Below are 11,884 nucleotides of genomic sequence, written 5' to 3' on the forward strand. Positions count from 1 at the left end.
GTGTCCGCCCGGGCCATGCTCGCGCCCGACCCGCCACCGGACGAGCCGGCGGTGGGCGGCGGCGGCTTCGCGCCGTCGGCGGTGGGCAGGTCGATCGCGACGGACAGCCCGCGGGGCACCACCCGGGTGAGGATGAGGCGACCGCCGTGGTTGGTGGTCAGCCGTTCCGCGATCGCGAGGCCCAGCCCGGAGCCGGCGACGTCCTGCTTGCCGCGGCGGAACCGTTCGGTCAGGTGCGGCAGCTCCGACTCGGGCACGCCCGGGCCGTCGTCGGCGACGGTGACCCGGCCGCGCCGTGACGGCCAGCGGACCGACGCCATGATCGTCACCGTGCCGCCTGGCGCGTACTTGATGGCGTTGTCGAGCAGGACGTCCACGATCTGCTCCAGATCCTGCTCGGTGCAGCGCAGCGGCACCGGGTCCGGCGAGGTGCGGGCGACGAGGGTGACACCGTTGCGGGCGGCGGCCGGGGACCAGAACTCGACGCGTTCGCGGACCGTCTCGCCGGCGTCGCAGGACGCCGGCGCCGGCGGATGCGCGGCGAGTTCGGTGGCCGCCGCGTCGGCGACGGCCAGCGCCCGCATCCCGTCGAGCAGGACCTGCAGGCGCGCCGCCTCGTTGACCATGGAGGCGTAGGTGTCGCGGGCGCCCGCGGGCATCCAGCCGGCGAGCATGTCCATCCGCAGCCGCATCGCCATCAGTGGGTTGCGCAGCTGGTGGGAGGTGTCGTCGATGAGGGCGCGCTGACGGCGGGCGGACTCGGTGACCGCGTCGGCCATCCGGTTGAACGAGGCGAGCAGCGTGCGGACCTCCGACGGTCCCTGGGACGGCGGCACGTGCGCCGACTGCACGCCCTTGCCCACCGCCCGCAGACCGTGCTCCAACTGGGTGATCGGCCGCAGCACCCAGCGGACCAGCAGAATGATCATAGTGGCGAACAGGACCGCGAAGGCCAGCAGGCCGAGCAGCACGTGCCCCCAGATCCGGCCCACGTCGGCCGCGGCCCGGGCCCGGCTCGACAGCAGCACCACCGCGCCGGACACCTCGATACCGTTGCCGACCGGCCGGGCGAACACCACCCGGCCCGACGACCATGGCCGGATGTCGCCCACAGCGGCCTGGCGCTGGTTGCGCAGCGCCGCGTCGATCGCCCGGGACACGTCGTTGTCGCCGCCGAAGTTCCCGCGGCGCACAATCGGCCGGCCGGTGGCGTCAACGACGGCGACCGCGTCGCCGAACAGGTCGGCGTGCGCGTCGATCTCCGGTTCGAGCTGGTCGGAGCCGGTCAGCGCCAGTTCGGCGAACCGGTTGACGTCGGCGGTGCGCCGGCTGACGAACCGGTCGGTGCGCTCCGCCGAGGAGGTGTAGAGCAGCGGGACGGCGAACGCGGCGAGCGCCGCGAGGCCCGCCGCGAACAACACGATCAGCAGCCGTCGCCGCACCTCAGGTGCCCAGCCGGTAACCGAAGCCGCGGATGTTGTGCAGCGGGCTCGGCTGCCCGAGCTTCTTGCGCAGCTTCGACAGATGCACGTCGAAGGTCCGCGACACCGCCACGTACGCGTCGCCCCACACCTCGTCGAGCAGCTGCTCGCGGCTGACCGCCGCCCCCGCCTTGCGGGCGAGCACCGCGAGGATCTCGAACTCGATCTTGGTCAGCACCACCTCCGCGCCGGCGACGGTGACGAGATGGGTGTCCAGGTCGATCGCGATGTCGTTGACCTGGACCCGCCCGGCCGGCGGGAGCCCCTCGTGCTGGGTGCGGCGCAGCACCGCCTCCATCCGCGCGAGCAGCTCGTCCATCCGCACCGGCTTGAGCAGGTAGTCGTCGGCGCCGAGCCGCAGCCCGCGGACGATGTCCCGCTCGTGCGTGCCCTGCGCGGTCAGCACCAGCACCGGCGTCGACGCCAGCCGCCGCAGCCGCCGCAGCACCTCCAGTCCACTCAGGTCCGGCAGCCCCAGGTCAAGCAGCACCAGATCGGCACCGCGGTGGCGCAGCAGCGCGTCCGCGCCCCGCGTCACCCACTCCACCGGATGACCGCGCGCACCAAGCACATCCTTGATCGCCCCACCCACGCCGTGGTCGTCTTCGACCAGCAACACCCGCATTCACGCCTCGCTCCTTCAGCCACGGCCAGGCCGCGGTAGCCCCTCCCATCTCGAATACGTGAAGAGCGCCGCCGACCAGCGAGCGGACGCCCGACGGGGGACCGTGACCCGCTCGGCGCGGGCACCTTACGGCTACCGCTACGACGCCGAGAACGGTCACCAGCGAAACATCCGGCGGCCCGCCACCCGCACCCTCCGCACACACATCACCGTGAACACCGAGACAACCAAGCACGAAGAGCGACGGCCACCATCACGCTCCGACCATCACACACGACGAGCGACCCGACCGTCACGAATGCGTCGACTCCCACTCGGGGGGCGAGGCAACGGAAGGCCCGACCTAAGCATCGTCGACCGGTCCGCGGGGTGCCGCCCGGTCAGCGCGCCTCGGCCGACGGGCTGGGGACGTGCCACAACCGAATCGTGCGATCCCAGCCGCCGGTGGCCAGGACGGCGCCGTCCGGGGAGAACGCGACCGTCCAGACACTGTTGGAATGACCGGTCAACGGCGATCCGAGCGGACGGGGCGAGGCCAGGTCGGTCAGGTCCCACCGCTCTACCGTGGTGTCTTTCCCGGCGGTGACGAGGTGCGCTGGTCCTGCGTGATCACCACCCCGTAGACCGGGCCGGAATGCCGGGTGACGAACTCGTGCGGCGAACGCGGCGTGGACGGGTCGGAGGTCTCCCACAAGCCGATCCTGTGGTCGTCACCGCGCACGCCGGCGCCGACGAGAATCGCGCCGACCGGGTCGGTCGCCGAGGAGTGCGCCGCGGCGCACTCCTCGGCCGTCGTCGGATCACGCTTGGCCGGCGGTGGACTTTCGGAGTGTTCGGCGTGCGGCGAGAGCGGCCCGGCAGGCCGTCAGCCCGGCGGCGGTGACGTCCGGCCGCCGGGGCGGCGGGGTATCAGCCGCGGACGGCGGCGCTGCCGAGCGGGCAGGCAGCCTGGTCGGCAGACCGGACCACAGGCCGATCCAGGCGGACCACCACCGGGCGGGCCGCAGCGGCTGGTGCGCCGCATAGGCCGCCCGGACCAGCGGCGCCACACCATGTCGCGCCAGCGCCTCGCGGACCTCGGCGACCTCGGCGGCGGTGAGCGAGAACGACGCCCGCAGGCCACGTGCAAGCAGCTCCTGCGACAGCGGGAGCAGATCGTCCGGAAGCTCCCGGAGCCGCTTGAGCCTCGACCTGACCGCGCCCCCCGCCGCACCGAACGAAGTGAGGTGCGGGGTAAAAACTGGGGATCGGCGGCCGCTCCGGCCGCGCTGTCCGGTCACCGGAGAAGAAGGCGAATCCGAGCCAGGCGCCGGTTCCGGATCAGGTGGGGGATCCGGGTCAGGCGAACCAGCCTCAGGCGACGCGGCCGGCGTCGAATTCGTCGTCATAGCCGGCCGGATGATCCGGTAGCTGCTCGACCGCCGGCCGCCCCCCAGTTTGGTAGCGATGACTCCATTTGCCTCCAGGGCTCGCAGAGCTCGCCGAGCCGTGCGGACTGAGACCTCGGCGCGGGCGGCCAGCGTGGATACCGCTGGCCAGGCACCTGCCCACGAGTCACGATCGACGTAGCCGACGAGGGCGATCAGCACCGCCCGACAGGACCGGACAGACACGTCCGGCGCCGACGTGAGGCGCACGGCACGGGCGTGGGCATACAAGGCGCGCATCGGGTAGCGCTGCTTGACATTGGGCACGTTTCACTCCTCATCGGCGGGACCGGATCAAAAGGCCGCCTCGGCGATTGCCCGAGTCGAACCCATCCCGTTACACATCAAAGATTTGACTGATTCCGGCCTCACGTCATGCTGCCAAGCAAAGACAATACCTCGCTTTGCTTCACAGCAGGGACCCAGTCCGATCGACAGAGATCTTGAAAATCCATACGACGTCGACCTGACGCAATTCGGCGACGATTTAACGCGCCCAGGATGCGGCGATCGCGCGGTCCCGCCATCACGCAACCTGCCGCCGCCACTCAGGGCAGCAAACCGCCCAGCAGGGACCGGGCAACCCCGCCGAGGACCCCTTCCCGGATCACCGAAACAACCACGCGTAGCCGCGCGGCCCGCCGCGCTCCCCAACCAGTTTCCCTCGACTCTCGCTGGTCACCGGTTGAACCGTCGGATCGCGGCGCCCGCCCCGCTGCCGCGACAACCAGCCGCAGGCCAACCAACGGACCACCAACCAGCGACATCCCTGGATCGTCGCGATGCAAGGACCACTACCATGAAAACCCTGACGCACTACACGGGGGAACAGCACGATGAGCTACTACGATGATCGACCCTACCGTCCAGTGGATCGTGCGGGCCGCGACTATTCCGGTTACGACTATCCGCCACCAGCGCGAGAGCGGTACACCGGACGCCGGCCATCCGCGCCTCCACCGCCACCTGAGAAGCGGGGAATTTCCCGCAACATGAAAATCGGGATCGGGGTGGGGGTCGCGCTCTTCCTCCTCGTTGTTGGCTTCGCTGCGGGCGGAGGCAATGGCGCCTCGAGTACCGCCGCCTCGGGATCCGGCACCACTCCGCTGACCGCCGTCGCACCCACCGACACAGCGATACCGGCCCAGGCAGCGGCAGCAGCGGTCGCGACCACGCCGCCGGCCGTCCAGAAGGCCGTACCGAACCTTGTCGGCATGAACCACCAGACTGCCCAGGACACCCTTCAGGCAGCGGGTTTCTACAACCTGGCCGAGGAGGACGCCACCGGCCAGGGTCGGCTGCTGCTCCTGGACCGGAACTGGCACGTCATCTCCCAGCAGCCGGCCGCCGGAACAATCGCCGGCACCGACAGCCAGGTCCTGCTGCGATCCAAGAAGTACACCGACCCCTGATCCCGCGGGCGAGAGCGCGGTTGACCTCGACCATGAAGGGACGGAGTCGATCCAGGCACGCGGTGAGAGCCGCGTGCCTGACCACCTCGTCGCTCTGGGTTCGAATCGCTGGGGCGGGCAGCACTCCCGCAGACCTGACAGCGCTGCCCGCGGGCTCGGCCATCTCCCCTACGACGCCGAGAAGTGCGCCGCGGCGCACTGACAGCCTGCGCGACCGGCATCGACCCCATCCGGCATCGTCCGGCAGCGAGCTGTCGAGGGAATCTTCCTTCCCGGGGCGGGTCGCAGTGGTGAGTGCCGCCAGCGCGGATCGTCAGCCGCGGCCTGACTTTCGATCCCCTCACCCAAGAGAACTCGGGCCAGCTTGATTGTCGGGCCCGACCGAGCAGCTCGCTCTACGTGAGCGGAGCGGTATAAGAAGTCCAGCGGTCGCCGTCCCACCAGCGGTTACACGGTTGGCCGTCTGGGTCGCGGTACCAACCCGCCGGCACTTCCGGTGACGGCGGTGGTGGAGGCGGCGGTATCGACGGCAGGGGAGGAAGCCGTACCGGTGGCGGATTGAAGGCCTGGACGGCGACGGGGCTGTAGTACGAATTTCCCTGGGGGGCGTTGCCCTGGTCGTGCAGCGAAATCTTGTGGCCGCACGCCCGGCAGTTCGGGGTGAACATTTGGACTGCTGCGACGCCGCCACCGGTCGCGACGTTGGCCCAGAGCTTCCCTTGCCGTCGCCCGAACTCGGCCGCGCCGCTGTTCGTGCAACGCTTACAGTTGTTGCATCCTGTATGTATTCGCCTTGCCATGTGGCATCCCCCGACGCGAAGTGCCTCGCCGACTCCGAACGAGGCCAATGCTGCCGAGACAGCATACTGTCCACCGTTCACGACGTTCGGTCGGAGGCGTGCGGTTCTACGAGCCGCCGCCGTCCTCGTCGGCTTGGGCCTGTACGCGCCCGCCGGACGTTAGAACCACGGCTATGGCTGGGCGGCGTCCTGCCGGTTGGCGCGGAACTGGTCGATGACGACGGTGAACTGGCCATTGACGGTGACGTCGGTGAGGCCGGCGAACAGGGCGCCGGTGCCGGGCAGGGCGGCGACCGTGCGGACGCAGACGACGAAGGAGGCACCTGGTTCGAGGGTTTCGGCGCCGTCGCCGGGGTTGCTGGCGCCGCAGTTGGCGCCCGCGGGGGCAAAGCGGACCTGCGGGGCCTCGGAGACGCCCTGGTCCTGCAGCGCCAGGGACGCGGCCAGGCGGGCGCGGTCGATGCCCTCGGACTCGCTGCCGGCGGTGGCGAAGGCGCGGCCGGCCTCGCGGGCGGCCTGCGTGACGCCGAACGCCGACCGCTGCACCGAGAACACCGACAGGAACAGATAGACGAACGGGATGAGCAGCACGATCGACAGGCCGACGAACTCGATGATCGCCGAGCCCTCGTCCGTCGCCCGGGCGTCGTTGTTGTCGAGCCCGTCGTTGTCGGGCCTGGACCGGCCCCAGAGGACGACGGCCCAACGCCGGCGGACCGCTCGCAGGGCCCGGGCCCGGGCCGGGGAGCTCACGGCTGCTCCTTCACCGCATGGCCGGTGACGGTCAGGGTCACGCCGTCGCCGAGGGGGACGAGCACGAGCGGAACGACGACGCGGCAGGTCACCTTGACCAACGGCGTGCCCCCGCCGCCGGTCTCGTCCGTGCCGGTGCAGGTCGTGTCGGCTCGGCCGGGGATCGTCCGGGCGATGAGCGCCTGCGCGTACGGGCCGCCGTCGCCCGCGGCGACCCCGAGGTTGGCCGCGTGGCGCGCGCCCTCCGCCGCGTCGGCGGCGAGGGTGTTGCGGACGTAGAGGACCAGCCCGACCTGCAGAACCCCGAGGATCACGAACAACAGCAGCGTGCTGACCAGGATGAACTCGACGACCGACGAGCCCTCGTCCGCCGGAGGTACTGGGGCGGGAGGTGGCACTGCGGGCTGGGCCGCCCGCTCAGTTGCCGCCACCACCACCGGCCCCGCCGCCGCCACCGCCACCGACGCCGGAGACCGAGTTGATCGCCGATGTGAACAGGTTCTGCAGAGCCGGGGTCGCCAGCGTGGCGATCGCGACGACCAGGGCCGCCGTCATCACCGTGATCATGACCCAGCCGGGGACGTCGCCGCGGTCCCGGTCGTGGCCGGTCAGCTCGTCGGAACGGGCGTCGACGCCCACGCGCCACGCCAACCACCTGGTCGTGAGCCGCCTCGCCATAGCCGGTGCGAATCGTCGTCCCATGTCCACTCCTTCGGTCATTGCGCGATCACGGTGAAGCTCACCAGGGCCGGATAGAAAGCGAAGATCACCGTTGTCGGCAGGACGAGGAAGACGACCGGGATCATCATGGCGATCTCCTTGCGGCCGCCGGCCTCGAGGAGCTGGCGTTTGCCGGCCTCCCGGGCGTCCATCGCCTGGGCGCGCAGGATGTCGGCCAGCGGGGTGCCGCGTTCGATGGCGACGGCCATGCCGTCGACGAAACGGCTCAGCGGCGCCAGCGCCGTGCGCGCCGCGATGCCCTCGATGGCCTGCACGAGGGTCGCGCCGGCGCGGGCGTCGGCGAGGGCCAGCCGCAGCTCGCGGCCGAGCTCGCCCTGGGTGAGCCGCCCGACCCGCTCCAGCGCACCGATCGCGGACTCGCCAGCGGTCACCGCAAGGGCCAACAGCTCTGCGATCGTCGGGAACTCCAGCAGCATCTGGTCCTCGCGCTCGGAGATCGCCCGGGTCAGCCAGTAGTCCCGCCCGGCCACGCCACCGGCGGCGCCCGCGACGATGAGCGCGACGCTGACCAGCGCCGGCGGGCCGACCCCGAGGAACGCGTGCAGGGCCAGCAGGAAGGCACCGATCAGCGCACCGACGACGGCGCAGATGACCTGCTGGGCGCGGAACTCGTCGATGCTGGTGCGCCCGCCGGCCTGGGTGAGCCGGCGCTGCAGCGCCGCCCGGCCGCCGAGGAAATGGTCCAGGCGGCCCGCGACGTCCGACAGCAGTGGCCGGACCAGCGCTTCGACGGCCGCGAAACCGGGGCGGGCGGTCGCCCGCGGCCGGTCGGCGAGCAGCCGCGACGGCCGCGGGGTGTCCCGCAGGTAGGGGTCTATCCGGTCGGCGAGTTGAATGCGCCGCGCCCGCGGCGACCGGTAGATCACGATGACCAGGCCGAGGCCTACCAGCAGGCCGAGCAGCGCCCCGGCGGCGACCATCGTCATGACCACTCCTCGGATCCGGAGCCGGGTGCACCTGGGCCGTCGAACCCCGGAAGATCGAAACCTGGCAGATCGAAACTCGGGTCGCCGGGGCCGAACGTCGAGCGGGCGCCGCCGGCGTCGGGGCGTCGTGGGGTGCCGCCGACGGCGGCCGGCGCGGCGGTCGCGGGCTCAGGCGCGACGTCGACCGGCGCTCCCCCGCGCAGCACGCGGCCCTCCTCGGGCAGCCGTCCGATCCGGCGCATCAGGACGTAGGCCAGCGCCGACACCCCGCCGCCGCCGGCCAGCACCAGCACGCCCGTCGGGCTGTCGTAGGCCTGCACGTTCTGGCCCCGGGTCGCGAGCAGCAGCAGGACAATCCAGGGCGCGGCGAGCGCGAGGCGGGCGGCGTTGACCGTCCAGCCCTGGCGGGTCTCCAGCTCGGCGCGGGTGCGGGCGTCCTCCCGCAGGAACGTCGACAGGGTACGCAGCAGCCGGCCGAGGTCGGTGCCGCCGACCTCGCGGGCCATCCGCAGCGACTCGATGATCCGGTCGGCGATCGGGTCGGCGAGCTCGTCGGCGAGGCGGTCCAGGCAGATCGAGAACGAACCGGTGGCGCTGTAGTCCTCGCCGAAGCGGGTGAACGCCGGCCGGAGCTGCACCGGGCCGCGCACCCCGACGGCGGCCAGTCCCTCGGGCAGCGACATGCCGGCGCGCACGGCGCTGGCCAGGTTGTCGACCACATCCGGCCACAGCTCCCGCAGGTCGTGCATGCGGGCGTTGCGGCGGCGGGTGACCAGCGCGCGCGGCAACAGGCTCGCGAAGACCGCGAAGGCCCCTGCCAGGGCCACGGTCCCGGTCACCGCGAGCACGACCAGCCCGGTGAGCAGGCCGAACGCGATGCTTATCGCGACGAACTGGCGCGGGTTGAGCCCGCGGATGCCGGCCTGGGCGAGCAGTTCGGCGGTGGTGTGCTCCCAGCGGGGTGTCGTGCGAGCCGCGGCGGTCTCGCGTTGGCGCCCGCTGCTGACGATGAGGAACAGGCCCAGGCCGAAGAGCAGGCCGAGGAAGATGCCCATCAGTGCTCCACGGCGATCTCGGGCCAGCCGCCGCCGTGCGGGCGGCGCGCCAGGTCGTGCTCGCCCTGGGCGAGCAGGGCGGGCAGGTCGTAGCCGGTGCGGGCGAAGCGGTCGGCATGCGGCGGGTAGCCGTCGGCGCGGACCAGGCCCTCCGGGCGGCTGCGATAGATCTGGGCGATCTCGACGACGTCGCCCTCGGCGCGGCCGGGCAGCGCGACGACCTCGGTGACGCGGCGCCGGCCGGAGGCGTCCTTGGACAGGTGGACGACGAGGTCGACGCTGGCGGCGACGGTCGGGACGACGAAGGCGTGGCTGACGTTCTCGCCGGCGAGCAGCGGCAGCGTGCAGAGCTTCGTCACGGCCTCGCGGGCCGAGTTGGCGTGCAGGCTGCACATGCCGGGCAGCCCGGAGTTCAGCGCGATGAGCAGGTCCAGCGCCTCCTCCTGGCGGACCTCGCCGACCAGCAGCCGGTCCGGGCGCATCCGCAGCGCCTCCTTGACCAGGCGGCGCAGCCGGATCTCGCCGTTGCCCTCGAGGTTCGCCTGCCGGGTCTGCATCGCGACCCAGTCGGGGTTGCGCAGCTTCAGCTCGAAGACCTCCTCGCAGGAGATCACCCGTTCCCGCGCGGGGATGGCCGAGCCGAGGCAGTTCAGCAGCGTCGTCTTCCCCGCCTGGGTGCCACCGGCGACGATGATGTTGAGGCCGGCCACGACCGCGGCCTCCAGGAAGGCCGCGGCGGCCGCGGTGATCGTGCCCAGGCCGATCAGTTCGTCGAGGCTGGACGCGCTGAGCACGAACTTGCGGATGTTGATCGACCAGTGCACGCGGGTGACGTCGGGGATCACGACGTGCAGCCGGGAACCGTCCGGGAGCATCGCGTCGACGAAAGGCGTCGAGAGGTCGACGCGGCGCCCGGAGGACTTGAGCATCCGTTCGACCAGGTCCTGCACCTGATCGGCGGTGAGAATCGTGGTGGTCAGCTCGCTGCGGCCGGCGCGGGCGACGAATACCCGGCCCGGCTCGTTGATCCAGATCTCCTCCACGGAGGGATCGTCGAGATGGCGTTGCAACGGCCCGAATCCGGCAACGGCGTCGTAGACAAGTCGCGCGGTGACATCCCGGTCGACGACCGGTGGCAGGTCACTGACGAGAACGCGTTCCTCATAGTCGCCGAGGACCTCGTGAACAAGCTGACGGACGAGAGCCGGATCGCGCACGGGATCGAGGGAACGCCGCCGAACGAGCTCCCGGACCTCGTCCTCGACGAAGGATGTGGCGTCCATCCAGCCACCGCGTGCCACCGCCACGAAACCGCCGCTCCTTCGGCCACGCGTCTTCCTTCGCCAGAACAATTACTACTAAGCGTAGAAAGAAGGTCACCGCTTATCAAGACCCGAACATCGGGACGGACCCAACAACGTTCGCACAACCCCCCAGGGCTCGCTCGGTCGGGTAGGACACCGACAGGTCACGCCGTGCACAGCGACTCGCCCTCACCGCCAGGCAAGTCACTCTCCGTATTCAATTTTCGGGTACGGATCGGGACAGCGCCATCGCTGCACGCACACATCCGGTGCGGCCGGAGGCGCACCGAGCGCCCCGGAAACGCCCGCGCGATTTCGCCGTCGAATCGGCCCGGAGGCGATAGCCTCGCGGCGGTCCCTAAAAACGTGCCCGTCATGCCACAACCGCCTGCTGGGTCGACCGGTGGAGCCTCCCCCACCCCGCCGATCTCACCCGACAGGCGACCAACACCTGCCTCGGGGGTCACTTACGTGTCCGGTCAGCCGTCGATAGCTGGGCTCGTCCGCGGCCCGCGAGAAGCCCGTTCGCCGAGTTCGGCACCGCGCCCGAAGATGCATCCCCGGCGCAGTGCGCCGCGCCCGAAAGGGGCGGCACGATGACCGAAGACGGGGATTCCCAGTCGTCAGACATGTTCGACACGACCGCTTGGAAAATGTTCTGGCGAATTGTCGAGAACTGCCCGGTGGCCGTATTCGCCACGGACGTGGTAGGTCGTCATGTCTTTGTGAACCGGCCGTGGTCCGAACTGACCGGGCTCCCCCGTGACGAAGCCCTCGGGCAGGGGCTCGACCGGATCGTCCACCCCGAGGATGTCGCCACTGTCAGCCACCACTGGCGGCGGCTCATCGTCCGCGGCGGCGGGTTCTCGCTCCAGGTCCGGCTCGCCGGCCCCGGCGCCGGGCGCACCGCGACCCTGCAGACGGTCGAGACGTCCGCCGGCGACGGGCTGCGGCGGTTCGTCGGCACCCTCACCCCGGGCACGCTGCTCGACGGCGAGCTGCTCGACCGGGGAATGCTGGACGACGACCGGCTCGAGCAGGACCCCCTCGGCGACGCGTCGCGGGACCTCTGGGCCGGCAGCCCGGGTGGCCTGCTGCCCGACGGGCCCAACCGGCACGGCCTGCTCGACGGCCTCGGCGGGCGAGACCCATTCGACGAGGCCGCCCGGGCGTTCGGCGGCTTCGAGGACGGGGCGTTCGGCCCGGGTGACCCGGCGGGACCGCTGCCCCGTGATGCCGGCCATCCCGCGTTCGACGGACACCCGTCCGACCAGTCCGACCTCGACTCCCCGGCGGCCGGCCGGCAGTGGACAGTGCCGCAGCCGCGCCGGCCGGTGCCGGGTGAGCCCAGCCCGGGGCG

The 11,884-nt window shown here is 71.4% G+C and carries 13 protein-coding genes and 2 pseudogenes; 2 read left to right on the plus strand and 13 right to left on the minus strand.

Features of this window, described 5'->3' with window-relative positions; genetic code table 11:
• The 6 genes and pseudogenes from MXD58_RS09955 to MXD58_RS31065 form a co-directional block, all read right to left on the minus strand.
• On the minus strand, positions 1–1,442 hold a 1,442-nt coding region (locus MXD58_RS09955; protein ID WP_250609237.1), incomplete at its 3' end, for a sensor histidine kinase.
• Between the two features lies 1 nt (position 1,443).
• The gene (locus MXD58_RS09960) at positions 1,444–2,106 is read right to left on the minus strand and encodes a response regulator transcription factor (protein ID WP_248841127.1); all 663 of its coding nucleotides are present in this window, start codon (positions 2,104–2,106) and stop codon (positions 1,444–1,446) included.
• Between the two features lie 380 nt (positions 2,107–2,486).
• Entirely contained in the window at positions 2,487–2,615 is a 129-nt protein-coding gene (locus MXD58_RS09965; RefSeq protein WP_248841128.1) for a WD40 repeat domain-containing protein, read from the minus strand.
• A 50-nt stretch (positions 2,616–2,665) separates the two neighbouring features.
• Complete coding sequence (locus MXD58_RS30225) at positions 2,666–2,800, minus strand: hypothetical protein (RefSeq protein WP_284678148.1); 135 nt, start codon at positions 2,798–2,800, stop codon at positions 2,666–2,668.
• 106 nt (positions 2,801–2,906) lie between these two features.
• Positions 2,907–3,386 (minus strand): hypothetical protein, encoded by a 480-nt coding sequence (locus tag MXD58_RS09970; RefSeq protein WP_248841129.1) that lies wholly within the window; start codon positions 3,384–3,386, stop codon positions 2,907–2,909.
• A gap of 183 nt (positions 3,387–3,569) precedes the next feature.
• Positions 3,570–3,773 (minus strand): annotated as a pseudogene (locus MXD58_RS31065) (helix-turn-helix domain-containing protein); the annotation flags it as partial.
• A 752-nt stretch (positions 3,774–4,525) separates the two neighbouring features.
• Here MXD58_RS31065 and MXD58_RS30230 point away from each other — a divergent pair.
• Positions 4,526–4,945 carry a PASTA domain-containing protein gene (locus tag MXD58_RS30230; RefSeq protein ID WP_284678149.1) on the plus strand — a complete coding sequence of 140 codons (420 nt, stop codon included), beginning with the start codon at positions 4,526–4,528 and terminating at the stop codon, positions 4,943–4,945.
• A gap of 395 nt (positions 4,946–5,340) precedes the next feature.
• Here the strand turns inward: MXD58_RS30230 and MXD58_RS31070 are convergent, their stop codons facing one another.
• From MXD58_RS31070 to MXD58_RS10005, 7 genes and pseudogenes are all read right to left on the minus strand, one after another.
• A complete protein-coding gene (locus MXD58_RS31070) occupies positions 5,341–5,745 on the minus strand; it encodes a DUF2510 domain-containing protein (protein WP_374615902.1) in 405 nt (134 codons plus the stop codon).
• A 171-nt stretch (positions 5,746–5,916) separates the two neighbouring features.
• Entirely contained in the window at positions 5,917–6,498 is a 582-nt protein-coding gene (locus MXD58_RS09980; protein WP_308301934.1) for a hypothetical protein, read from the minus strand.
• Complete coding sequence (locus MXD58_RS09985; RefSeq protein WP_248841131.1) at positions 6,495–6,929, minus strand: TadE family protein; 435 nt, start codon at positions 6,927–6,929, stop codon at positions 6,495–6,497. Before MXD58_RS09985 ends, MXD58_RS09980 begins: the two co-directional genes overlap by 4 nt.
• Entirely contained in the window at positions 6,916–7,149 is a 234-nt protein-coding gene (locus MXD58_RS09990; RefSeq protein ID WP_374615904.1) for a hypothetical protein, read from the minus strand. Before MXD58_RS09990 ends, MXD58_RS09985 begins: the two co-directional genes overlap by 14 nt.
• Before the next feature lie 65 nt (positions 7,150–7,214).
• A complete protein-coding gene (locus tag MXD58_RS09995) occupies positions 7,215–8,165 on the minus strand; it encodes a type II secretion system F family protein (protein WP_248841133.1) in 951 nt (316 codons plus the stop codon).
• A 197-nt stretch (positions 8,166–8,362) separates the two neighbouring features.
• Positions 8,363–9,220, minus strand: a pseudogene (locus MXD58_RS10000) (type II secretion system F family protein); the annotation flags it as partial.
• Positions 9,220–10,503, minus strand: a complete 1,284-nt coding sequence (locus MXD58_RS10005; protein ID WP_248841135.1) for a TadA family conjugal transfer-associated ATPase — start codon at positions 10,501–10,503, stop codon at positions 9,220–9,222. The pseudogene MXD58_RS10000 and the gene MXD58_RS10005, both read right to left, overlap by 1 nt.
• A gap of 704 nt (positions 10,504–11,207) precedes the next feature.
• Between MXD58_RS10005 and MXD58_RS10010 the strand changes: the two genes are divergently transcribed.
• Positions 11,208–11,884 (plus strand): PAS domain-containing protein (locus MXD58_RS10010; RefSeq protein WP_250609239.1); only part of this gene is annotated, 677 nt, incomplete at its 3' end.

It is taken from the genome of Frankia sp. AgKG'84/4 (assembly GCF_023242965.2).
Classification (GTDB): Bacteria; Actinomycetota; Actinomycetes; order Frankiales; family Frankiaceae; genus Frankia.

Coding starts and splice junctions, on each gene's coding strand:
- MXD58_RS30230 (WP_284678149.1), top strand. CDS start 4,526: ATGAAAATCGGGATCGGGGTGGGGGTCGCGCTCTTCCTCCTCGTTGTT.
- MXD58_RS31070 (WP_374615902.1), bottom strand. CDS start 5,745: ATGGCAAGGCGAATACATACAGGATGCAACAACTGTAAGCGTTGCACG.
- MXD58_RS09960 (WP_248841127.1), bottom strand. CDS start 2,106: ATGCGGGTGTTGCTGGTCGAAGACGACCACGGCGTGGGTGGGGCGATC.
- MXD58_RS10005 (WP_248841135.1), bottom strand. CDS start 10,503: ATGGACGCCACATCCTTCGTCGAGGACGAGGTCCGGGAGCTCGTTCGG.
- MXD58_RS09995 (WP_248841133.1), bottom strand. CDS start 8,165: ATGACGATGGTCGCCGCCGGGGCGCTGCTCGGCCTGCTGGTAGGCCTC.